Origin of the sequence: Nostoc sp. 2RC, assembly GCF_014222165.1 — a bacterium.
Taxonomy (GTDB): Bacteria; Cyanobacteriota; Cyanobacteriia; order Cyanobacteriales; family Nostocaceae; genus Nostoc; species Nostoc linckia.
In genome coordinates this window covers 1-26,104 of sequence record NZ_JACKZU010000069.1, presented here as the reverse complement: position 1 = coordinate 26,104, position 26,104 = coordinate 1, and the positions used below count along the sequence as shown (strand labels likewise).

Sequence of the window (26,104 nt, the reverse complement as noted above, 5' to 3'; positions counted from 1 at the left end):
GCCCCACGCCCCATTCGCTATTACTTACTTCAACTCAAGACTTACTTGCTGTAAGTTACCGGTGAAGGTAAAGGGTATTTGGTAGGTGTCAACTACGGGAGTACCTGTGTCTCTACCGACATCGAAGGTTTCATCTAGGGCTAAACGATAAGCAATGGTTTTTTCGATTCGACCCTCGGCTACTTGCTGTTGGTTGATGAATAGTTTGCCGATTCCGCCTTTACCTACAGTGCCTCCGTCATAATCAAAGTCGAACTGTATTGTCGATTTCCCTGGGGGCAATTTTTCCGGGGATTGAATGATGTAGCGAACGGCATTGGCATAGTTGTAAACGTAGGTGGGCTTGCTATCTTCAAGGAAAAAGCTCCAACCGGCAAAACGTCCGCCTTGGGTTAAGAGGATACCTTCTGCACCAGTTTCGGGGATTTCTACGTTAGCTGTGATGCTGAAGGATCTGTTTTTTAAATTTGGGGCGCTACCTTCTGGGATGCCAAATACCCCAGGATAATAAGTAAAGTTTGTGCGTCCGGCGGTGAGGCTAGGGCGAATTTTGACATCAAATCGGTCTAGAACGCGATCGTCTAATGGTAAGACTTGATGCTTACGGGCTTCTTTGAAGAATAATTTTTGCAGTTTTTCTAGCTTCTCTGGATTTTCTGGAGCGAGGTTGTTGGCTTCGCTGAAATCTTCTGCAATGTTGTACAGTTCCCATTTATCTGTATCAAAGTCGCCTTTGACGGTACGTTCCCAAGGCAAGCGGCCATGACGCGCTGCGGCTACCCAACCGCGATGGTAAATGGCTCGGTTACCAAACATCTCGAAGTACTGAGTTTCGCGATGGGAGGAAGCATCGGGATTATCAAAGGTATAGGCAAGGCTAGTACCTTCTATTGGTTGTTGCTTGACTCCATTCACTTCTTTGGGAGCAGTAACTCCCGCTACTTCTAAAATGGTGGGTGCAATATCAATTACGTGATGGAATTGGCTGCGGATTCCACCTTTGTCTTTAATGCCTTCACCCCAAGAAATTATTAAAGGGTTGCGAGTTCCACCAAAGTGGGAGGCGATTTGCTTTGTCCATTGGAAGGGAGTATTAACTGCCCATGCCCAAGGGGCGGGAAAATGGTTGAATGTCTTGGGGCTGCCCAAGTCATCATAGGAAGCAAGCAGTTGTGGCAGATTTTCGGGTACGCCGTTGAAGAATTTCAACTCGTTGACGGTACCTGTTAAGCCGCCTTCTGCACTTGCACCGTTATCTCCCACAACATAGATGACCAGGGTGTTGTCTAGTTCGCCGAGTTGGTCAACTGCATCAATTAACCTGCCGATTTCATAATCTGTGTGGGCGAGAAATCCGGCAAATACTTCCGCCATGTGAGATGAGAGTTTCTTTTGGTCAGCCGAAAGGGAATCCCAAGCTGGCAATTCTTCGGGACGGGGTGTAAGTTGGGCATTGGCAGGAATCACACCCAGTTGTTTCTGACGGGCAAAGATTTCTTCGCGTAATTTATCCCACCCTTGGTCAAATTTACCTTTGTACTTATCAATCCAAGCTTTGGGGGCGTGGTGGGGTGCATGGGTGGCTCCGGTGGCGAGATAGGCGAAGAAGGGTTTGTCAGGAGCTATGGATTGTTGGTTGCGAATCCAGGCGATCGCATGATTTACTAAGTCTGGTGTCAGGTGGTAATCCGGGTTATTTGCTGGTTTCTCGACTCGTTTAGTATTTTCTACCAATGCCGGACTCCATTGGTTAGTATCGCCACCAAGAAAACCGTAAAAGTACTCAAATCCTAATCCTGTGGGCCAGCGATCGAAAGGCCCAGCGACGCTGGTTTCAAAGTCTGGTGTATTGTGCCATTTACCGAAAGCAGCCGTATTATAGCCATTTTGTCGTAGCACTTCGGCCACCGTGGCAGCACTTTTAGGTAAAATAGTTGTGTAGCCAGGATAACCAGTAGCTAATTCCTCAACTACCCCCGTATTTACTGAATGGTGATTGCGTCCAGTTAACAATGCTGCTCTGGTGGGGGAACAAAGGGCTGTGGTATGAAATTGGTTGTAACGCAATCCGCTTTCGGCTAGGCGAGTCAAGTTAGGAGTTTCCACCGGGCCGCCAAAGGTACTGGCTTGTCCAAAGCCAACATCATCTAATATCACTAGTACAACGTTGGGCGCTTTGTCTGGAGCAGTAATCTGTTGGGGAAAATCTGGTTTTGAGTCTTTGTAGGTAATGCCAATTTTGCCCTTAAATTCTGGTTGGGGAATGGGTAAAACCTGTGATGTGGCTGCAAAGGCAGGACTAGTAACCGTCAATATAGTGATGACGAGAGATATGATGAGCGATCGCCAAAGAAAATGCAACATAAACTAATTGGTTATTGATTGAGTAGGGAGTGGGGGAAGAAAGTGTTTTGTTTATTTCATAGGGTGGGAATACTCTGAACTAAACGAAATCCGATATGGCTAGTTCCGGTGTCCGGGGCTTGAGATTCTCGTGCCGCAGGACGGAAGCGGCTGCAATAGTTGGGCGCACAAAGGTAAGAGCCTCCTTTAATGGTGTGTAAGACATTTTCTGTGGGTTTGTTGGGGTCAAAGCTGAGTTTTGGCCCTGTGGGATCGACACTATGGTTTTTCTGGTCATGCCCTACCCCAAACAAATCTGAGGTCAATTCCCAAACATTACCTGCCATGTCGTAGAGACCGTAACCGTTGGGTGGAAAGGAACCTACGGGGGCAATACCTACGTAACCATCACTTTTGGTATTAAAAAAGGGAAAAATTCCTTGCCAGGTGTTGGCTTTTTTCTCAGAATATTGCTCGCCCCATGTATAAGTCGCGCTCTCCAAACCACCACGGGCGGCGTATTCCCACTGGGCTTCACTGGGTAGGAATTTTCCCGCCCATCGCGCGTAGGCTACGGCATCTTCATAGGCAATATGAACCACTGGGTAATTTTCTTTTCCAGCTATCGCACTTTCCGGGCCGAAGGGATGCTGCCAATTGGCTCCAGTGCGCCAATACCACCAACTCAACAGCTTTGCTCCTGGCTTTGCCATCTCAAACACCAAAGAACCCGGTAATCTCTGCTCCTCTGATAAGTCGGGAAATTGTTCTTTGGATAAAGGGCGCTCTGCAACTGTTACATATCCTGTTGCTTTGACAAATGCTGCGAACTGTGCATTTGTCACTTCATATTTATCGATGCAAAAAGGACTCACTGTAACATCAAAAGCCGATCGCTCTTCCACAAAAGCAGAATTATTCGATCCCATTGTGAATGTTCCTGCTGGAATTAATACCATTTCTTGGGGACAGGGATTGACGCTAGCGGCAAAAGCAGGAGGAATGATGAATAAAAGTAAAAGTGCGATCGTCACTCCTGTAGCGAACAATAATCTGAAAAAACTTTTTCCTAGCTTCGACATACTAATAGCAATTTGTATTTACATTAGCCATAATTTTTAAATTTACTAACTCATATTTCGAGAATTAAAACTACCTTTGATAATGCAGATTGATATTAATAATATGATGTTTACAACGAGCTATATTTTTCATAAAAAATATGCAAAATTTATACAAGCTTTGACATCAATTGCACTAGGTAGTAAGTACAATAGGGTAAATAATTAAAGTAGTGAGAACTAAAGTTATCCAAAAAGGACTCAAGTCATTACTACTAACTAAATATTAAGAATTTTACGTTACTTAACATTGTTTGATTTTTTCAATTATTTATACTTGTTTCCTGTTAATTAACAACATCAAAATGCAAGGAATCTCCGACCATATACATTAATATTCTGGTTTTAAATCGAGCAAAATTTACCTTAAATTAATTTAAATGAATCTCCAAAAAAGAAGCCAGAAAGTTTTCTTAAATAGATAACAATGAAGTGAGAGAGTTAGACCCATGCTACCACTCAAACTTTGATTCATAATGAATTTTGGCTTTTTGTTACTAAAATACTATAAATCGATATGTATACCGTATTTAATTGCGATATTGATAAACTACCTCTTAGACAAAAATAAGTCAAGAACTTTGTGAAACGTCATAAAATAACCCTCAAAACTCAGAAAGTTTTGAGGGTTAATTAACAAGCTAAGGTGTTTTATATTTAACTTGCACATTAATATCATGTTCGTCTAATTACTTATCAAAAAAATTCTCCGTGTCAGAGCGTCTTTGCGTCAGTCCACATGATAAGTATTCAACCGGACATGATATCACTCGCCATCGGCTGTTGACTATCAACAGTTAACAGTTAACAAGCACCACGAATAGTTATGCTTGTTCCCCGTATATTCGGTGAGAACAATATCATTGTGATTGTTGCAATTTCTGAAGTTGGGCACTTTTGTTAACAATTATATCTGCATGGGAATCAGCACTCTTCTCCAGTGCATCACGGCGGGACTGATTACCGCCAAGTCCATCGAGTTCAGCAGTTTCACCACGCATTTGCTGTACTGCGTGTGATACTTCGTGGGAGAGTGTATGTTGACCTTGGGGTGAATCCACAGGAAGTTGGGAATGCATAAAAATGTTAGTTTCCCCTTCATTACTTGGCGTGGTAAATGCGGCTGCATTCATAGAGTCACAGTAAGCATCAGCTTGTCCTCCTTGTACGAGGTGTACCTTATCCAGGCTCATTCCATGATGTTCTTGTGCAGCAACAGCCACATCTGTGGGTAATGGAGTACTACCAGAATTGCTCAATTGAAGTGGATTGATATTGTTAACAGCCGCCGCATTGTTAAAATTAGCTTGAGACTGGTCAGTAATTCCTAGTTGATTTTCCATCCAACCTTTACGTTGTGCTGGAGGTGCTGCTGGGGTTGGTGTTGGTGTAATTCCATTAGAAGTATAATAAGTGACACTGCCGCAATTCACAGAACCACTTACTCTTTTCATGGGTCTGATACTCTCACCAATAAACATGCCCCACTTCAAGGGATTAACGTAGTCACTACCTTGAACATCTAGTTCTGGATTTAAAGATATTTCAGCAATCAGCGGTGCCATAAAACGTTGCATGTTATTGGTCATGTTTGTTGTTCCGCCTCTACTGCTGGTTGTAGAATCAGTGTATTTATCACTACGACTAGTTGTAGTAGATACTTCACTTCCCACCGTTCCAGAACTACCAGTAGAAGTTTCGCCACCTTTGCCAGCTTCTCCAGATTTCGTACCACTTGTACTACCGCCACTAGCCGTGGCTTTAGCGGAATCTGTGGTTGAAGTGGATGTTTCTGTACTGGAGGTGGTACTACCACCGAAGCCGCGAGTGGTGGCTGCACTTCCACCTCCAGAAAGAGCTTGTGGTTCACCCAATCTAAAACGGATATACCCTCTCCAGTAGACATTGACTCCAGTGGTTTCAACAAAATTGATGGGTATATTTGTGTCTGATAAGCTAGTGTCCGAGAGTACTTGATCTATTCTGTCAATATAGCGACTAAAATCTGGTAGTCTTGCTCCCGGCATATTGTCTAGAGCTATTATCGCTTTTTGATCTAATAAAGAGATGACAGCACTGGTGTTACCGTTGACTGTTTCTATAGTTGCGCCACCAGGAATATTCATTCCGTCTCGCTGAATCGGTTTTTGTTGCACAGGAGAGTGAAAAGCCTGCTTTGTTTCCACTGGTTCTGGTGTTATCTTTTGTTGAACGGCTGGTGCAGCCATCATACCTACTTGCTGCTGGTGAGATTCTGCTGGCTGGTTAGTGAATCTATCCTGTGAATGCAAAGATATTTTGCTAATATCGTGATTGAGAGGTTGTTGAATAACTGTTGGTTCTAAGGATTCCTCTTCAAGCAAATCATCTTCTTCAAAATCAGTTGATATTATTGGACGCTGAGCTTGATTTGTATCTAGACCAAAACCGCGCGTTGGATTTGCCAACGTTGGAATATCTCGTGAGACAAGCGACGGATTTGTAGAATTCGATGCAGTTGTTTTTCGGCGACCAATTTTACGTAGCCCCCCAGCGCCTTGTCGATGGACATCGCTCATCTCACTTTCCCCCATAAATACTGTTTAAGTCGATCGTACAATTTGTCTAATTGCACCGCTATGGACGTAAGTATAAATTATCTCAATTGGCAAGTTACTGCCGTTGCTAATAATACCTACAGGATTGCAAAAAAAGCTGTGGATAAACTGCGATCGCTTATTATCCTTTTAGCTAGTGCTTTATCTAAAATTAACAAAGGAAAGTCAAGAATCGGGAGCTTTCAATGGCAGGTTTTTTCAGACAGAAGAAAAGTTGAGATGAGTAGTCCCAGGTTCAGGGGAGAATAATAACTCCCCAGTCATCAATCAACAGTCAACAGTCACCAGTCAACACCCCCTATTTCCCCATTACATCAATTCCAGTCCACCTCGATAGCCAGTAACAATACGGCTACCATCCTTGAGAATGTGAACTTCAATTTGGTCGCTAGCCCAGGTAATCTGGTCAGCAAAAGCAGGGTTAAATATGTTGATCTTTTGGTTACTAGAAGAAACTGGTGAGTTAGGAGAATTAATTGCCAGAGATTGCACAAAAGGCCCGTCAATTAAGATATCAAGTTGTTCTAACAATTCTTGGGAACCTGGCGGTGCAGATTTAGACTGTAGCTGCTTGAGGGTGAACCCACTAAAAGACATTACATTCAACCCAGCGGCTTTTAATTTACGAGCTAAAGATGCTAGCGTAGCTGCTTGCCAAAATGGTTCTCCACCAGAAAACGTTACACCAGTATTGCGAGAATTACTCAAAATATTTTCGACAAGAGTATCAACAGCAACAAGTTGATTAGCCTCAAAAGACCAAGAGTCAGGATTAAAACAACCAGGACATTCACGCGAACAACCTTGCACCCAGATAACTGCGCGACAACCAGGGCCATTGACTTCTGACTCATCAACGTAACCCATAATGTTGAGATAGCCAGAGGGAATTTCTGTGAGTGCTAGTGATGGGTTAGTTGGCTTAGTTTCCATCTCTTTAACTCCTTTTAAAACCGTCGCCTGTTAACTATATAACTATAGCGGAATATGACAATCTTTCACCTTAGTAAGGAACTCAGGCTTTTTTGTCGGTATTTGTACTTTTTCACTACTTAAAATGGGCGTTATTAATGGCGAATTTTGCTGCTAAGTAGCTAAACATGATTAAACATAAAACGCTTAGGGACTTCCAAAGAATAAATTACTCAATTTATTTAGATATTTAGATATATAGTTTTTCTCTAGCCTGCTCCCTGCCCCCTGCCCCTTGCCTTCTTCAACCCAGATGCTCTCGGAAATACTCGGCGTAAAGTTGACAACGCGGTAAGACGATACGCCCTTCGCGACGGACTAAACCTGCACCGCGCAAGCGAAAGAAAATTCTCTCGTCTTGGCAGAGGTTCTGGCGAATGATTTGGAACATTGCTTTAACCAACTCCTGTTGATTATGCAATCGAAAGAGATGGTTACGCAGATGATTGCCAAAGATTCCATTATCTGTGGTGGCGTTGGTAAATAGTTCATTAACAGAGAGGCGCTGGCTGGCTACTGAGTAGAGTGCAAGGCGGATTAAATAAGGATGTCCCCCTAACAATGCCATTAATTGCTGTTCTTCCTTGGGGTTAAATGGGGAACCGTGACGGCGGTTGAGGTCAGAAACTTGTGCTGGTGTGAAGTCTTCTAAATCAATCACCTGCCCTACATTAAAGGGAGATTGGTTGAGATTGTCAATTAATTGGTAGGGTTCGGTGGAAGTAACGAGTGCTAAATCGAGTTGCTTCCAAATGGGTGTGGTGGCGCGGCTGTTGTGCCAACTTCGCAGCATTCCAAAAAAATCAGAACGAAATTCAGTATCAAAAACTGTTTCCACTTCATCCATTGCCAAGACAAGAGGGTTGCCAAATTCTTTGAGCAAATAGCGACCGACGTAACGAGTGCAGCGCTGACTATTCCCCAAGGGGAGATTCCAATATTCAGTTACTTTGTCGGTCATTTCTAGTTCATCAGTTAACCAAGTACAGAACTGGCGAAAAAAAAGGTCTGCATTGGTTAAGGCGGCTTTGTCAAATAATTGGAAATCCAGCAAAGCAACTCGCTTACCTGCATTCACGGCAGTTTTAATTGTGCGAATTAACAGCGAACTTTTGCCCATTTGTCGGGGGCCTTTTATGGTAATTGTCACACCTTGCTGCTCAATCGTCTGCAAAGCAACTGCATCACATGAGCGTTCTACGTAAAAAGCAGATTGTGATTCCATTGTTCCTTCGGGCATTTCTAGGGAAATGGGTTGTGCTGAAGGGAAGGGATGGGGGAGGGATGAGGGGGATGTGGTTCGGCTTCGCTCACCAACCGGGGATGAGGGGGGTTTTTGTGTGGCGATGGTTAATGGAGTGCCGGAGATGGTTTGTAATAATTCATTTATGAGGCGGGGGGTATCTTCTGTGTCTTTCCAGAATGCCCAGTTAATACCGTTGAGATAGGCACTCAAAGGATAGACGAGGGGTTCTTGATATGCTAGACGCACTGGGAGAATTACGGGGCGTCCTTGTTGTGATTTTGATAAATGGTGTGCTGTCTCGATTTCTGCTATTACCATCTCGCTTTGGGTTGACCAGGCTGAAAGAAAAGCAATGAGAAAATCAGCTTGGCGAATTTCTGTTTCAATGCGTTCAGCCCAGCGTGTGCCAATGGACATGGTTTGGTCGATGAAGACTTTGTGTTGCTGGGATAGGGCTTGGAAAACTTGCAATGCAACTTGTTCGTCTGGGTGAATATTGCGCTTGTAGCTGATGAAGATATGTTTAGTCTGTGAATTAAACATTACTATAGAAATTCGCTTTACAGTTTGGTAGGGTGCGTTATGGAGGGCAGTCCTAACGCTCCGTAAATCTTTGGCGGTGCGTTACGCTGGCGCGATAACACACCCTACAACACTACAGCGTAGTTGCAGATAATTACCGACATTACAAAAAAATTGCCTACGAAGTTCAAATACTCATTAATGGAGTTCCAAGCCTTATTAATGAAGCTCAAATACTCATTAATGGAGTTCAAAGCCTCATTAATGAAGCTCAAATACTCATTAATGAAGCTCAAATACTCATTAATGAAGCTCAAATACTCATTAATGGAGTTCAAAGCCTCATTAATGGAGTTCCAAGCCTCATTAATGGAGTTCAAATACTCATTAATGGAGTTCCAAGCCTCATTAATGGAGTTCAAATACTCATTAATGGAGTTCAAATACTCGTTTGCAAGCTATACATATAGGTTAAGTTGAGCAATGAAATCCAACATTAAACGTTAATTGTTGAATTTTGCTGCGCTCAAGCGAAATTAGAATTCTTTTTAAGAAACTCCAAGAAATAAATTATCCAATATTGTGGGGTGGGCATCCTGCCCGCCACATCGACTGAGCGGGCAAGATGCCCACCCCACAAGAGTTAATTGGATATTTTTTGATTTGGAAGTGGCTTACAGTAATTTTTAGGTAAATAGACAAAATGTATTACATGATGTCATTGTAAATTGAGTCGGTGCCTTTTGCGTTTCCTTTCCTCTCGGAGTCTGTGAGATGGCTAATCCAACTATTTATACTGTTGGCGGGACTGTGCAGGCTGGTGGTGGAATTTACATTCCCCGTCAAGCTGATGAGGAATTGCTGGGTTTATGTCGCTCAGGAACTTTTGCTTATGTGCTGACGCCCCGTCAAATGGGGAAGTCTAGCCTGATGGTACGCACGGCGCAAACGCTGACGGATGAGGGCATTCGCTCGGTAATTGTTGACCTCCAGGAATTGGGGGCAAATGTCACAGCCGAACAATGGTATTTTGGCTTTTTGGTCAAGCTGAATGACCAACTCATGTTTGATACAGATGTGGTGAGTTGGTGGCAAGAACGCGAGCATCTGGGAGTATCGCAACGGCTGACACAGTTTTTTGAGAAGGTTTTGCTGGCTGAGGTTGAAGGGCAAGTGGTGATTTTTGTGGATGAAATTGACTCTACCCTCAGCTTGGATTTTACTGATGATTTTTTTATCGCAATTCGTTATCTCTATGTTGCCCGTGCTACTAATGCTGAATTTAATCGGCTTTCTTTTGTGCTAATGGGGGTAGCGACTCCTGGGGATTTAATTAGCGATGCCAAGCGCACGCCATTTAATATTGGACAGCGTGTAGATTTAACTGATTTTAGCTTTGAGGAAGCTTTACCCTTAGCTGAGGGATTGGGATTACCCAGCGATGAAGCCAAGCAGATATTACACCAGGTTTTGAAATGGACGGGGGGACATCCATATTTAACGCAGCGTCTTTGTGGGGCCTTGGTAGCGGAGGGGACAGGGGGACAGGGAGCAAGAGGGCAACGGGCAGGGGAAGATGAAAGACAAGGTAGACATTCTTTGCTTTTTTGTACTGAGTTTCCTTGGCTGAGCATCATTGAGAAGAAAGTCAATCAAGTAGTGAAGAGCAGATTTTTTGGCGCGATGAGCGAGCAAGATAATAACTTGCAGTTTGTCCGGGATATGCTAACTAAACGCTCACCAGATTTAGAAGTTTTGACTATTTACCGCGAGATTTGTTGGAGTAAGCGGGTAGTTGTGGATGACGAGCAGTCCATAGCAAAATCTCATTTAAAGTTATCGGGAGTGGTGCGATCGCAGAATAATGTTTTGCGGGTGCGAAATCAAATCTATGGGCAAGTATTTGATTATAAGTGGATTAATAAACATTTGCCGTTTAACTTACGAGATAGGTGGGAGCGTTTTAAACCTGCACTGCCTTATGTCGCAGTATTGGTAGTATTTTCGGTTTTAATGACGGGTGTGGCTGTGTATGTGAATGACCAACGTTTGACTGCCCAAGATGCCCGTAATAGAGAAGAAAAACAGCGTCTAGAAGCAGAAACTCAACGCAATGAGGCAAAGCATCAGGCTGAAAATGCGCGAACACAGCAGAAAAAAGCAGAGGAACAACGGCGGGAGGCAGAAAAGCAAAAACGCATTGCTAATCAGGAGAGTAAAAGAGCTAAAAAAGGAGAGGAGCAAGCAAAATCAGCACAAAAATTAGCTGAAAAACGAGGAATAGAGTTAAAACAAGCCTTTAATCAAACCAAAACGGCTGAACAATTAGCTAGACAAAGACAAGCAGAAGCCGAAAAACAGCAAAACATTGCCCAAAAACAAGAACAGCAAGCAATTGCCGCGAAAGCCGACGCAGATAAACGGCGAATCAATGCTGAAATTCTTGCCCAGAGCTTAAAGTCACAAAACTTAATGGCAGCAAATTTAGACCTTGATGCTTTAGTAGTAAGTTTGAAGTTAGGAAAACAATTCAGACGAACAAAGAAGAATTTTACAGCAGATGCCCAGCTATTGGCAGTAGCTACTCTCCAGCAGGTTCTTTATGGTGTCAAAGAATATAACCGATTAGAAGGGCATAACGATAGAATCACTAGCGTGGCATTCAGCCCTGATGGCAAGACTATTGCTTCTGCTAGTCGTGATAAGACAGTTCGCTTGTGGAATCTCAATGGACAAGAGTTACAAATTTTTAAAGGGCATAATGATGGGATCACTAGCGTGAGATTTAGTCCCGATGGTAAAATTATTGCCTCTGGCAGTGCTGACAAAACAGTGAAATTGTGGAATCTAAATGGACAGGAATTACAAACTCTCAAAGGGCATAGCAGTTGGATTAGTGAGGTAGCATTCAGTCCAGATGGAAAAACTATTGCCTCCAGCAGTGCTGACAAGACAGTGAAATTGTGGAATCTCAACGGACAAGAATTACAAACTCTCAGAGGGCATAGCGATAGGATCATTAGCGTGGCATTCAGCCCCGATGGCAAAACTATTGCTTCTGGAAGTGCTGACAAGACAGTGAAATTGTGGAATCTAAATGGACAGGAATTACAAACTCTTAAAGGGCATAGCGATAGGATCATTAGCGTGGCATTCAGCCCCGATGGCAAAACCATTGCTTCTGGAAGTGATGACAAGACAGTGAAATTGTGGAATCTCAACGGAAAAGAATTACTAACTTTCAAAGCGCATAAAAGTTCGGTATATGCAGTGGGATTCAGCTCTGATGGCAAAACTATTACTTCTGGAGGTGATGACAACACCGTTCGCTTATGGAATCTCCAAGGAGAAGAGTTACAAACCCTTCAAGGGCCTAGCAATTCAATTTATAGAATAGGGTTCAGTCCAGATGGCAAAACTATTGCTTCTGGAGGTGATGAAAACACCATTCGCTTGTGGAATTTCAATGGGCAGGAGTTACAAACCCTTCAAGGACATAGTAGTTCGGTCTTTAGTGTGGCATTCAGCCGTGATGGTAAAACGATTGCCTCTGCTGGTGATGACAAGACTGTTCGCTTGTGGAATCTTCAAGGGCAGGAGTTACAAATCCTCAAAGGTCATAACAGTTCGGTCTTTAGTGTGGCATTCAGCCGTGATGGTAAAACGATTGCCTCTGCTGGTGATGACAAGACTGTTCGTTTGTGGAATCTCCAAGGGCAGGAGTTACAAATCTTCAAAGGTCATAGCAGTTTGGTTCGTAGCGTTGCATTCAGCCCTGATAGCAAAACTATTGCCTCTGCTAGTTTTGACAACACCGTTCGCTTGTGGAATCTCCAAGGGCAGGAGTTACAAATCCTCAAAGGTCATAACAGTCTGATCTTTAGTGTGGCATTCAGCCCTGATAGCAAAACCATTGCTTCTGCTAGTGATGACAAGACTGTTCGCTTGTGGAATCTCCAAGGGCAGGAGTTACAAATCCTCAAAGGTCATAGCAATTCAGTCTATGGTGTGGCGTTTAGCCCCGATGGCAAAACTATTGCCTCTGCTAGTAATGACACGACCATTCGTTTGTGGAATCTCAACGGACAGGACTTACAAACCCTTAAACGGCATAGCAATTCGGTTACTAGCGTGGCATTCAGCCCAGATGGTAAAACTATTGCCTCTGCCAGTTTAGACAACACCGTTCGCTTGTGGAATCTGGATTTGAATGACCTATTGGTAAAAGGTTGTGCTTGGGTGCGCGATTATTTGCAAAACAACCTCAATATGAATGAGAATGATCGCCACCTATGCGACGATATTAGCAAAAGCCGATAAAGCGATCGCCTGTACAATTTCAGCTATGCTCTGATTTGAGAAAGTGCGATCGCTTTTGCTGTAATTTGAGAAAGGGCGATCGCCTGTATAATTTCAGCTATGCTTTGATTTGAGAAAATGCGATCGCTGTTGCTGTAATTTGAGAAAGGGCGATCGCCTGTATAATTTCAGTTATGCTCTGATTTGAGAAAGTGCGATCGCTGTTGCTGTAATCTGAGAAAGTGCGATCGCCTGTACAATTTCAGCTATGCTTTGATTTGAGAAAATGCGATCGCTGTTGCTGTAATTTGAGAAAGGGCGATCGCTTTTGCTGTAATTTGAGAAAGGGCGATCGCCTGTATAATTTCAGTTATGCTCTGATTTGAGAAAGTGCGATCGTTATTAAACTTACAATGCGATCGAAGATACCTTCATCTTCTCCAGATTATAATTCTATATATACTGTGTGTACACGAGACTTATTGCGTAAGTCGGGAAAAGGGGAAGGGGAAAAGGTTCTGTATTGTCCCCTTCCCCTTTAACCTTTATCCTTTTCCCCCAAGAATGCAAAAAGGACTCTTGCAACAGGTACACGGTAGCCTTTGTAAGGGAAACGGCGTAGCAGGGGGGAATTATTAAGCGCGTTGTTACAGAGAATTGGTATGATGCGTTGCCTGTTCCCTGCTATCTTTTAAAGAATCTCGCGTTTTGCCAGATATTGATACATCTGCCAACGTGCATCTACTTCGGTTTGGGCTTGTTGTAATAACTGCTTGGCAAGTTCGGGTTTACTCTTAGCGAGCATTTTGAAGCGATTTTCTTGATACATGGAATGTTCTACTGGTTGGGTTGGCGATCGCATATCCAATTGCAAGGGATTTTTACCTTGTTTTTGCAACTCTGGATTATGGCGATACAATAACCAACGACCTGATTCTACCAAAGATTTTTGATGATTCATCCCTGTTGTCATGTTAATGCCGTGGGCGATGCAATGGCTGTAAGCAATAATCAGGGATGGGCCGTTATAAGCTTCTGCTTCTAAAAATGCCCTTAGGGTATGTTCGTCTCTTGCGCCTAAAGCTACACTGGCTACGTAGACGTTTCCGTAGGTCATGGCAATCATCCCCAAGTCTTTCTTTGGCGCAGGCTTACCACTGGCGGCAAATTTCGCAACGGCGGCTCGTGGTGTGGCTTTGGAAGATTGACCGCCTGTGTTGGAATATACTTCTGTGTCCATGACTAAGATGTTAACATTGCGACCGCTTGCCAGCACGTGGTCGATACCACCAAAGTCAATATCATAAGCCCAACCGTCACCGCCAACAATCCAAACGCTCTTTTTCACCAAGTAATCAGCAAGGGATTTGAGATTTTGGATTTTGGATTTGAGATTGGGGTTGAGAGTTAGGATTTCATCTAACTTTTGCTGCAACAATTCTATTCGTTCTCGCTGTTCCCAAATGTCAGCTTCAGATTTTTGTTCAGCTTTGAGAATAGATTTAACTAAATTCTCAGGAATTATTACCCCATTCCCTACTCCCCATGCCTCACTCGCCAATTTTTGCAAAAGTTCTGCTGCAAATTCGGCTTGTTTATCCACAGATAAACGAAAGCCAAAACCAAATTCGGCGTTATCTTCAAATAAATTATTCGACCATGCAGGGCCGCGTCCTTCGGCGTTAGTTGTCCAGGGTGTGGTGGGGAGGTTACCGCCGTAAATTGAAGAACAACCTGTAGCGTTGGCGATGATGGCGCGATCGCCAAACAATTGTGTTAATAATTTTAAGTATGGTGTCTCACCACAACCCGCACAAGCACCAGAGAATTCAAACAAAGGTTCTTGCAATTGTTGTTGGCGAATTTGGTTTAATTTCAACTGCCTTCTGTCAGGATTGGGTAACCTTAAAAAGAAATCCCAATTTTTTTGTTCTTGTTCTCGCAATGGCAATTGTTGTGCCATATTAATCGCTTTCAGGGATGGCTGAGATTTATTTTTCGCCGGACAAATCTCTACACAAATCGAGCATCCCGTACAATCTTCTGGAGCTACCTGAATGGTAAATTTTTGATTGGCAAAGTCTTTATCTTTGGCATTAATTGACTTGAAGGTTGTTGGTGCATTCACTAATTCATCAACTTGATAAGCCTTAGCACGGATAGCACTGTGGGGACAAACCATGACGCACTTACCACACTGAACGCAGACATCCGGTTCCCACACGGGTATCTCTTGGGCTACGTTGCGTTTTTCCCACTTCGCAGTACCTACGGGAAAGGTTCCATCAGCAGGTAAGGCGCTAACGGGTAAATCGTCGCCTTCCCAAATCATGATTTTACCCAATACTTCTTGGACAAATTCGGGAGCGTTGGAGAAGACGGGGAGAGTGGGAGACGCGGGGACACGGGGAAAGAACTCTCCGCGTCCCCGCGTCTTTGTGTCTCCGTGTCCCTTCACTTCAACATAGTGTAAGTTGTCTAAGGTGTTGTCTACGGCTTGTAAGTTCATGCGGACAACTTCTGCACCTTTTTTACCGTAGGTCTTTTCGATCGCTTGTTTGATTTTAGCGATGGCTTCTGTTTGGGGCAAGACTCCCGCTAAGGCAAAGAAACACACTTGCATGATGGTGTTAATTCTGCCACCCATACCGCTTTCACGGGCGACTTGATTGGCATTAATTACATATAATTTCAGCTGCTTATCGATAATTTGCTGCTGGACTTTGGGCGGTAAATTTTCCCAAACATTATGTGCATCATATGGGCTATTCAGTAGCAAAATTGCTCCCAAAGTAGCAGCTTTTAATATATCTATCCGTTCCAGAAATCCCCAGTGATGACAACCGATAAAGTTAGCTTGGTCAATTAAATAAGTGGAGTGAATTGGTTCTTTTCCAAAACGTAAATGAGAAACCGTCATCGAGCCAGATTTCTTAGAATCATAAACAAAATAACCTTGGGCATAATTATCAGTTTCTTCACCAATAATCTTAATAGAGTTTTTGTTAGCGCCAACTGTACCATCTGAACCCAACCCATAAAACATTGCCCTCACAACATTATTGGATTCTGTGGAAAAATTGGGGTCAAAGTCCAGAGAAGTGTAAGTTACATCATCATTAATCCCAATAGTAAAATGATTCTTCGGTTGACTTTGAGCTAAGTTATCAAAAATTCCCTTTACCATCGCCGGTGTAAATTCTTTAGACGAAAGACCGTAGCGACCGCCGACGATTTTGGGAGACACGGGGGAAGAGGACGCGGGGACGCGGGGACGTGGGGACGCGGAGAATTCATCAAGAACATCCTCAGGTTCCTGCATCTTTGCGTCTTCTTCTTTCCCCGTGTACTCTTTCCATGCTTCATGAATAGCAGCCACCACATCTAAATACAATGGTTCACCGGCGCTACCTGGTTCTTTGGTGCGGTCGAGAACGGCGATCGCTTTTACACTACTAGGTAAGGCTGCTACAAATCTGTGGACATCAAAGGGACGGTAAAGTCGCACTTTCAACACGCCGACTTTTTCACCACGGGTGTTGAGATAGTCTACTGTTTCGTGGACGGTTTCGCAGCCAGAACCCATGAGAACGATGACGCGGTCGGCGTTGCTAGCTCCATAATATTCATAGATTTGGTAATGCCTGCCTGTGCGTTCTCCAAATCTGTCCATAATGCGCTGGACAATTTCCGGACAGGCGTTGTAATAAGGGTTTGCGCCTTCACGGGACTGGAAATAAACATCAGGATTTTGAGCAGTACCCCGCAACACTGGACGGTCTGGGGTGAGGGCGCGGTTGCGGTGGGCGAGGATTAGGTTATCATCGATGAGCGATCGCAAATCATCATCACAAAGTAGTTTGACTTTCTGCACTTCATGGGAAGTACGGAAACCATCAAAGAAATGAATAAATGAAACCCGCGCCTCTAAAGTAGCAACATGGGCGATGAGGGCAAAATCTTGACTTTCTTGCACCGAAGCCGAACACAAAAGAGCAAAACCAGTGGCCCTAGTGGCCATTACGTCGCTATGGTCGCCAAAAATTGATAAAGCATGGGTAGCCAAGGAACGGGCTGCAACGTGAATTGTTGTACTGGTTAATTCGCCAGCAATTTTGTAGAGGTTGGGTATCATCAACAATAATCCCTGAGATGCCGTAAATGTGGTACTCAGAGAACCCGTTTGCAATGCGCCATGCACGGCTGCTGCGGCTCCTCCTTCGCTTTGCATCTGCACCACACTGGGAACAGTTCCCCAGAGGTTAGGACGACCTTCCGCCGACCAAGCATCCGCCCATTCACCCATTGCTGAAGAGGGGGTGATAGGATAAATGGCGATCGCTTCATTTAATTTATAAGCAACACGGGCAACAGCTTCATTCCCGTCGATGGTTGCGAAGGTTTTGTTCATAATTTGCTTTTTGTCCTTGGTCGTCTTGCATAAGTCGGGAAAAGGGTAAGGGGAAAGGGGGAAAGGTTTTGTGTTTTCCCTTTCCCCTTTTTCCATCTCTTGCAAAAGTGCTTTTTGCAAGAGATCTATTAGTCATTGGTCATTTGTCCTTTGCAAATGACTTTGACTCTAAAGATTTGTAATGAGGAATCCAGTTTGCTTAAAAAAGCTGAAGATGAGGATGCTGTTGAGCTATTGCCTACTGCTTCTGCTCTAAGTTAATTTTCAATAAATATTGCAAATATTAGTATCTCATTGGCAATATTGCATCTATTAATATGTATTAGTTGTGTACTCAAGAATCAAACTTATGATGAGATAAGGCTTTGTGGTGGTTGATTCTTTTTTGTGGGGTATGGGGTCGGGAATATTTAATATTTGAGGTTGCGATCGCCCTTGTAATATCGTTTAAATTTAAAATTATAAATGTAGAGACGTTCCATTGCAACGTCTCTACAGGATTTTGATATCATACACAATCGTTTTCATACATGAAATCAGCAACGCCGAATTAAAGACTTGTAAAATCACCACCAGCAAATGGTGTAAAGCCACTAAACTTTAAAGATTGAGCGATCGCTTTTTCAGCAGATTGCTTATAATCTTGTTTTTTCTTTTCTTGGAGTTTCTTTTCTTCTTCACTAACTACATCTTTACTTAAAGATTTCATCGTTTCATTAATTATCTGTTTAAACCCACCAGGTGACTGCTCTATTTCCTTTGTCACCTCTCGTAATTTAATAATAATTTCTTGCAGATATTCTTCAAGATTTGCCGAAGAAAACAACTCTTGTAACTTCTTAGGTAGTTCTTCAATTTCTTCGTTGATATTGATTCCTTGTGCCTGTAGTGTTTCTCTGAAGTGACGTACACGCGCTTGCGTGCTTTCAACTTGAGTAGAATTTTCTAAGATAGATTCACTTAAAAAGTCTTGGAATTGGGTATATATATTCACAAAAGCACTTTGGGCAGCTTCAGGATTTTGTTGTAATTCTTCACTAGTAACATCTAAAAGTGAAGAAATAATGTTTGAAATTGATGGAGTTTCGTTAGATACTGGAGAAAATTTTGCCGATGTTGGTGTTGAAACAAACATCAAATTCGAGACAGCAATTTTTGCTTGGATCATTGCTTGATTGATTGCATTTTCCAGGTATTCTTTTGCTGCTGACTCTGGAATTTCAAAATTAGCGATCGCTGCTTGTGTGACTTTCTTTTCAGTGCCAGTGAGGGTAGAAATAATAAAGCGACCCCTGGATAGTTTTTGGTTGTCGGGAATCAGAAAATAACGCTGATGCTGAGAATCAGTCCAGAATGTTAGTTGATTTTGAGTATTCATATTAATTACGTGAACGACGAGCGATCGCATTTTCAGTATCGCGTATTAAAGCAGGCATTTTTAATGTTTTCAGATGTTCAAGAATTGCTAAAGTTGCTTTTTCCTTACCATCTCCTAAAGCATTTGCAATTTCCCTTAATATTCTTTCCTTGTGGGAGTAACTAGAAATCAATTGATTAGCGTAATTAGCAGCTACATTTTCATCAATACGTGTCAAGGGAATCAGTAAGCAAGCAACTTGAAATGCTAAGTCAAATCCTAAAGAAGTATGTTCTTGTAAAATTTTTAGGCTTGCTTCCATAGCTGCAATTATTTCGCTTTTTACAGCTTGGGCTATTTCTTTTTTCCTCACAATGGCTAAAGCTAAACTCCGGCCAAAATAATATTGATGATATATACCAAGAAGTGCCTTAATCGCCTTTATTTGCCATTGCTGAATATTTTGATTTTCATCAGCATAATAGCTTGTATTCACAGCATCAGCTAGCATTTCAAATGCCGAGTCAGTTTGTGATATCCGCTCATAAACTACAGGTGCTGCTTGCCAAGGAACACTTTGAGAATTACTAGCCCAATCTATAAGTTTTTGAAATCCAGCAGGATGCCCCCAAGAAGTTAGCATTACAGCCGCTAATAATTGATGATAAGGTTCCCCAGAATTGAGCAAATTTATCAGTCCTGGAATCCGGTATTCATAACCTCCATCTAGACCATCATCGATGATATCTTGGAGTTGTGCTTGATTGCCTTCACAATCAGTAAAAAGTAATTGTTCTGGATTATTTAACGATTGCATTTAAATTATCTCCTTATACCATTTTTGATTTAAGATTTTGGATTTATAAATAGTTATGGTTCGCTGCTTTTAGTAATCCATTTATCGCAATCCTTGTTCAAATTAGTATTAGCTTCGACTTGCTGGTGAATCAGCTGGCTATAATTTCAAATTACTATCAGCAAATTAATAAATCGAATCGTCTACAAAAAATATTGTCTAAAACACGCACAACAACTTACCGTAGCGATAGTATTTTGTATTTACTCATCAATGTAGCTCTGAATCCAAGGGTCACTTGTGTAGGCGCTAGCCTTCTGAGAATTAAATTTTTGTCCCTCTGGTTGGAGATTATTCAAATCTTTATACCATTTCTCTACTTCTGCCATCTTCATTCCTTCGATACTTTTTGTGCCATTTTCGACAGAAAACTGTTCTGTATCCACTTTTTGACTGATGTAATCTCGCCATTGTATTTTGTGTCCAATAGTTGCAAAATCTTCACCTTTTTTTGCATTTTCCTTTCTTGGCAAATACTTTGTTTGGTTATTTGGGCCTACGATACATTCATATTCAGTTCGGCCATTCTGCTGTCTTTGGCTAATATTTTGCCAATATGTCTTCTCAAAGTCTCCCCAATTAGGGCGTGTGCTACCATCCCACAATTTTTGTCCGCTGTCATCTTCCTTGTAGGGTTTCTGTGTGAGGTTTCGGTTTCTTTTATTCTCCTGCGGTTGTCCTTCAGTTTCATTATCTGCCTTCCGCTTGCTCCCTGCGCGAGTACGTGAGTCAAATCGATACTCTGTGGACGCTTGTGAAGCTTCAGTTTGCGATCGTGTTGTGGCTCGCACGCTTCGTCCCCTTGGGCCTTGTCCTGTCGGTAAACAGCTTCCTCTGCCAGAAAAGCGACACCATGTCCCATCTTCTTTTTGCTTCCATTCGTGGTCGTTGGGCAGTTTAATTTCTTCTACAAATTCTCCCTCATCGATCGCCTTCGGTTCAGCTTTTCCTGCTACTGCAAGTTCTGTATTCAGTTCTTGTGATGTTAATTGGCTACCTTCCTTTGCAGCAGTGTTCTGAAGAACCTCCTGTTCTTTGGGCGACATTGATACATCGGTATCTGGTTTCAAACCTTGAGATGCACCTGTATCTGCGTCAAGTCGGGTACTGTTCTCGGAAGCAGATCCATTTTCAGGCGGTTTCATCGTCGTTTCCGGGGTATTGGCTTCTGTCTGAGGCGGTTTCACTTCAGTATCAGCACCCGCACCTTTAGTGGAATAAGGCCCTTTCAAATACTCTGCCGGAATAGTACCTTTAATTAGATATTCCCCATCGCGTGTTGTGTTGTAGTATGCCAACAACCTACGGCTAAGTTTGCTAGATTGTCCTTTGCTGATACCCAAGGAAGCAACATAATCAGGAATACCTTGGGGGCCGTTGGCAATGGCAGCATCGACATCTATATCTTTTTTAACAGTTGTAGCGATTTGAGAAATTTCATCCGTAATCATCTTGGAAATCTGTTCAGGGGTTAATACCTCAACATTCTTGAGATTGCCTGATTCGATATCTGCTCGTAATTTTGGTAAATCGAGTTCAATTTCTGAACCGCCGTATGTCTTGGCAACGCCACCGCTTTCTGTCAGGAAGGAAGTGTAGGGACTATCTCCCTTAGCAGGATCGCTACCATAAACGTGTTCAAGAGGAGTTGCTTTGCCGTTGGGATTCGCTGGAACTAGGGAACCATCTTCAACAACACGAGATTTTGTTTTACCTTTGTAATTAAATTGGCTAGCAAAATTGTCATCTTGGCGAATAATGCGAACAATTTCTTGATTTTTGTCTGTAGTTGCCGGATTTTGTTCTTGTTCGCCTGGGGATTTTGTTGTTGTATCTTTAGAAACTCCTCCTTGAACTTCTGGTTCATCTCCCTGTACGCCTCGTGCGGTGGTTGTTTCGGCTTCAGGCGATCGCACTCCTGCCTCTGGGCGCGGCACATTCGGCGCATCACTGACGGTTGGTGTATCAACTTTCCCACCCAAGCCCGTTTTGATTCCCTTACCTAGCGAAGTACCAAATCGCTCCCCGGCTTGGAAAGTTCTGGTTTGCATATTTTGAATGCCGCGGCCAACTCTACCAAGGTTACTGAGGTTGGCTGTAGAAATGTTGACACCCGCAGCGATACCAGCACCAATGAGAACTCCTTCTAAAGTGATGGGGTCTCCGGTTGCTAAGTTGCCAAAAATACCACCAGCAATATCGGAGGCAACATCAATACCCAATCTCCAGAACGATTGAGTCAGACCTGTACCCAGTCTGCCTGCTTGAGCCAACATGTTACCGAATACACCACCAGCACCACCAAAAGCACCACCGATCGCCCCTGCTAAGGCCGCTTTCCCCACGTCATGCAGCAAGTTTTTGCCATCAATGAGGTTGCTGCCCATCTGAATCACAGCACCAGCCACAGCCCCAACAATTGCCCCACCAACAATTGCACCGATTCCCCCTGCTAAAGCTGCACCTGCTCCCAATGCCCCAGCTACCGCGCCCACTGCCCCAATCACCGCTGGCGCAACGATAATTGCCACAACAATTACAGCAATGATTAAGAAAACTTTCAGGACTGTTTTCCACCGGGGTTGTTCTTGGTCTGCTGCTTCTTGGGCATATTTTTGGATATCGGAATCGAGATTTGGCTGTTTGTCTCCTTGAATTGAACCGCGCAACCCTTCTTCTAAGTCATTGACACTGTTTTGGAAGTTAGTGTCCATGTTTTGGTTACTCTGGTCAAAAGCACTTTGCATTCCTTGGGTGACTTCACCAAAACCTGTAACTGCTGCTTGGGTGGTATCGGTGACTGTGGTTGTAAAGGCTTGCTGAATTTGATTAAAGGTGTCTATAGCGCCTTGATTGAGGTTAGTTAAACTCGTTTTGGCTTCTTCACTAACAGCAGCAGATTCTTCCAATCCACTTTGGGCAATACCATTCACCGCAGTAACCGCTTGCTGTCCACCTTGGGCAATACCTTCTTGGGATGCTGTAATGCCTTGTTCGGTTTGCTCTTGGACTTTAGCCACGGAACTATCGAACTGTGCCAAGATTTCTGCAAGAGTCGCCCTCAATTCCTCTGGGTTCGGCGCTGGCGTTCCTTGGAGTTGGGCTTGGATATCTTGGATAGCTGTTTGCAAATTGGTAGCAGCTTGGCTAACACCATCTTGAATGGAAGCGATCGCCTTTTGAGCATCCCTTTCAATGGCCGAGACTTGCTCATTACCATAAACTGACAACAATTGCAATTGAGCAGTTTGCTGTTGGTCTAAAGTTTGTAATGTAGATTGCAGAGTTTGGTTAGCTGTTTGCGTCAACTGGGTTTGTGCGTCTGCCAATTGCGTCAAAACTTGCTGTTCAACGGAGTTGATATTATCTAGAGTTTGTTGTTGGAGAGTTTGCAATTGTTGGCGAGACTGATTAGCAACATTATGGATTGCTTCAATATCCTTCGGTTTGCCTTGTTCTACGGCATCAGCTTGTTTATTGCCTTCTTCAACTAAACTGTCTTTGTATTGTTGGGCAACATCTCTGGCTGCTTTGGCTCTAGCTTTGAGTCGGTTATCTGTAAGCGGCCCATCCCAGAAGTTATCATCTTTACCAGTAATTTGAGCTTCCCATTCAGTAGCTTTTTGTTCGCCAAAAGCGATCGCTTCATCGCCTACTTTCACCCCAGCAGCACGATATTTCTCTTTTGCTTGGGTATAAAATTCTTCAATTTTCGCCAGTTGATTGCTTTCAGTTTCATCTACTTTCTGCACAGATGTTGTATATTCTGCTGCAACCTTTTGGCGTTCTGTGGCAGCTGTTTGGGAAGTTGTCGCTGCTGTTGCCTGATATTGTGTTTCAATTTGAGCGATAGTTGCTTGGGCTTCACTTTGTACTTGTTGGCGTTGCTGGGCAATTTGGGCGGTAACAGCTGCCTTTTGTTGCTCAACTGCCACCATTACAGCAGCTTTGGCATTTTCAGTTGCACCTTGGATACCCGCCTCAATTCCTTGTCCCAGTTGGGTAATTGCTTGCACTCGCAAAGCTGCTTCAGCCAAAAAGCTATTTGTTATATTTATCGCCTCAGCTTTTTGCTGTTCTTGCAAAATGGCATCTTCACCACCTTCAGCCGTTTCTTGCTGTTCCGGAGGTGCAAAGTTAACCTCTGTTGCCACTAATTGGGATGTTTGAGCATTGACAGCGTTTTGCTGGGCTTGTGCTGCCAAAACCTCTGTTGTGGCTTGTTCCTTCTCTGCCTCAGTTTCCGGCGTGACGGCTTGCGCCATGCTTTCGGGATTTTGGTTATTAATCTGCGGAGGTAATTTTTCTAAACCTGCATCTCCAACAGCATTGGCTTGCGGTGAAATCTGTTCGCCTTGAGGTGCTTTCGTTTCTGGACTGGCCGCTTGTTCTGTAGCTTGTTCGCCCGTCTCAGATCCTTCTGATTCTGATGTCTTTTGTTCGTCTTCAACATCTTTCTTTTTCTGACTGAGAACTTCAGCCATGCCTGCTTTTACTTCTTTGTCTTCATCATCTTTCTTTGCATCCTTTTTTGGAGTGAGAGTTTCAATCACACCTGCTTTTACTGCTTTATCTTCATCATTCTTTTGTGGACTGACATCTTCAGCCACACCTGCTTTATCTTCATCATCCTTTTGTGTCTCATTTTCTGGACTCACATCTCCAGTCGCCGCTATCTCTCCATCCTCTTTGGGCTTGTCTTCCGGTGCAGCTATGTCAACAGAATTGCTGTCAGTGGGATTTTTCCCAGACTCAGGTTGTGTTTTGGGATTTTCGTCTGGTGGTGGTTCTGTGGTTCCCGCCGCTAGGGGAGATTGAACGCCGAGACTTGCTTGGCTTGCACGATTGTTATCTAATTCCTGACGTACATCATTCTCGACTTCCGCAGCATTTTGTTCTGTGGTTGGTTGAGAAACTGTATTGTTGACATCAAAAGCAAGTTGGATAGTTTGGCCGGGAAGTTCTTTCGCTTGTAAAAGTTCCTCTTCCTCTTCACATTGCGAGCAACAAACCCACTGAATATCTACATTTTGCGTTACTGCTGGTGTTGATGACGAGTCTTTTTGCGGTGCAATTGCGTTACCGTTTTGTTGGACAACGTGAGTTAATTCATGAGCAAGTAATTCCTTGCCTTGATAACTCCCCGGATTATATTCTCCTTGGCGAAAGAAAATATCCTGCCCTGTGGTGAAAGCACGAGCTTGGATAGTTTGGTTGAGTTGATGAGAATGTGTATCTGTGTGGATTTTGACACTGCTGAAGTCAGCGCCAAAGGCCTCCTCCATTGGTTGTCGAATATCGTCTGAGAGTGGCTGCCCATTTTGGCGTGCGTGTTGGATAGAAGTTTCTAGTTTGGATGTATTTACAACTCCACCACCCTGACGCTGCACCATAGGAGTGGCCGAACCAACTAAAAATTTCCTTTGTAATTGTGTCTCTGGTACAGCCTCGTGTTGGATAAACTGCTGATTTCGAGGCTGACTTATTTTCTCCATCACCTGGCGCGCTACTGTATCAGCTTGCTGTTCGTAAATATCTCCCGGCTGATTAATTGTGAGTTTTGTTTGCACCTGCAGCGACATTCGACTAATGTCGTGGGTAACTTGGGGGGAAGAATCAACAGGCTTTGTTTGCAATTCTTCCTCTTCTTCTAATTTCTGAGATTGAAAATCTGCCGCCGTCCGTTCCTCTTCCTCTTCTGGCAGTTTTTCCCGTTGCACTGTTTGGTGATTTTCAGGCTCATTCATTTCCTGTATCACCTGTGGTTCTAGTGTCTGGGTTTCTTGTTCCTCAACATCTTCTGGCTGGTTAGTTGTAAATTGTGTTTGTCGGTGTAGCGATATTCGACTAATGTCGTGTCCTAGAGGTTTGTTGAGAGATGGCAATTCAGCAGTTGTTTGCCCCAAGACACCAGAGGAGTTTAAACCAAAACCGGGCGTCGGTTGTCTGAGTTTAGGTATTGAGAAGGAACTAGTGCTAGCTTTCTTGGGCTTGGCTACGCGTTCTCTCATTTGCTTCTCCTGATGCCCGTGTAGTAAGGTGGATGCTATTTCGCTGATATAGATATGTACAGTAGTGCGATCGCCCTTCCCACACAATTAATCAAAAGTCTACAATCAATCCAAAATCAAGTTCTTTTTTCTCTTGAAGGACAATAATTGACTGATGACTAAACCTTCAATTGCTTTTTGCATTCTTGTGGTTAAAGGGGAAAGGTTAAAGGGGAAAGGTTAAAGGGGAAAGGTTAAAGGAGAAAGGTTAAAGGGAAAAGGTTAAAGGGGAAAGGTTAAAGGGGAAAGGTTAAAGGGGAAAGGTTAAAGGGAAAAGGTTAAAGGGAAAAGGAAAAATACCAAACCTTTCCCCCCTTTCCCCCTTTCCCC

10 protein-coding genes are annotated in these 26,104 nt (G+C 43.4%); 1 reads left to right on the top strand and 9 read right to left on the bottom strand.

Annotated elements, in window-relative coordinates; genetic code table 11:
• Positions 1-24: 24 nt before the first annotated feature.
• The 5 genes from GNE10_RS10745 to GNE10_RS10725 all read right to left on the bottom strand — a co-directional run bounded on the left by GNE10_RS10745 (position 25) and on the right by GNE10_RS10725 (position 8,822).
• Positions 25-2,364 carry an arylsulfatase gene (locus tag GNE10_RS10745; protein WP_185565175.1) on the bottom strand — a complete coding sequence of 780 codons (2,340 nt, stop codon included), beginning with the start codon at positions 2,362-2,364 and terminating at the stop codon, positions 25-27.
• A gap of 56 nt (positions 2,365-2,420) precedes the next feature.
• Complete coding sequence (locus tag GNE10_RS10740; RefSeq protein WP_185565174.1) at positions 2,421-3,425, bottom strand: formylglycine-generating enzyme family protein; 1,005 nt, start codon at positions 3,423-3,425, stop codon at positions 2,421-2,423.
• Between the two features lie 899 nt (positions 3,426-4,324).
• Positions 4,325-6,022 (bottom strand): DUF4157 domain-containing protein, encoded by a 1,698-nt coding sequence (locus GNE10_RS10735; RefSeq protein WP_185565173.1) that lies wholly within the window; start codon positions 6,020-6,022, stop codon positions 4,325-4,327.
• A 348-nt stretch (positions 6,023-6,370) separates the two neighbouring features.
• Positions 6,371-6,994 carry a 4Fe-4S single cluster domain-containing protein gene (locus GNE10_RS10730; protein ID WP_185565172.1) on the bottom strand — a complete coding sequence of 208 codons (624 nt, stop codon included), beginning with the start codon at positions 6,992-6,994 and terminating at the stop codon, positions 6,371-6,373.
• Positions 6,995-7,277: 283 nt separating this feature from the next.
• A complete protein-coding gene (locus tag GNE10_RS10725) occupies positions 7,278-8,822 on the bottom strand; it encodes an AAA-like domain-containing protein (protein ID WP_185565171.1) in 1,545 nt (514 codons plus the stop codon).
• A 753-nt stretch (positions 8,823-9,575) separates the two neighbouring features.
• Here GNE10_RS10725 and GNE10_RS10720 point away from each other — a divergent pair.
• Positions 9,576-13,121 (top strand): AAA-like domain-containing protein, encoded by a 3,546-nt coding sequence (locus GNE10_RS10720; RefSeq protein WP_185565170.1) that lies wholly within the window; start codon positions 9,576-9,578, stop codon positions 13,119-13,121.
• A 670-nt stretch (positions 13,122-13,791) separates the two neighbouring features.
• Here the strand turns inward: GNE10_RS10720 and nifJ are convergent.
• The 4 genes from nifJ to GNE10_RS10700 all read right to left on the bottom strand — a co-directional run bounded on the left by nifJ (position 13,792) and on the right by GNE10_RS10700 (position 25,735).
• Positions 13,792-17,511 (bottom strand): pyruvate:ferredoxin (flavodoxin) oxidoreductase, encoded by a 3,720-nt coding sequence (nifJ, locus tag GNE10_RS10715; protein ID WP_185565169.1) that lies wholly within the window; start codon positions 17,509-17,511, stop codon positions 13,792-13,794.
• A 550-nt stretch (positions 17,512-18,061) separates the two neighbouring features.
• Positions 18,062-18,889 carry a hypothetical protein gene (locus tag GNE10_RS10710; protein WP_185565168.1) on the bottom strand — a complete coding sequence of 276 codons (828 nt, stop codon included), beginning with the start codon at positions 18,887-18,889 and terminating at the stop codon, positions 18,062-18,064.
• Between the two features lies 1 nt (position 18,890).
• On the bottom strand, positions 18,891-19,685 hold the full coding sequence (locus GNE10_RS10705; protein WP_185565167.1) for a hypothetical protein: 795 nt from the start codon (positions 19,683-19,685) through the stop codon (positions 18,891-18,893).
• Positions 19,686-19,927: 242 nt separating this feature from the next.
• The gene (locus GNE10_RS10700) at positions 19,928-25,735 is read right to left on the bottom strand and encodes a DUF4157 domain-containing protein (RefSeq protein ID WP_221642807.1); all 5,808 of its coding nucleotides are present in this window, start codon (positions 25,733-25,735) and stop codon (positions 19,928-19,930) included.
• Positions 25,736-26,104: the final 369 nt, after the last annotated feature.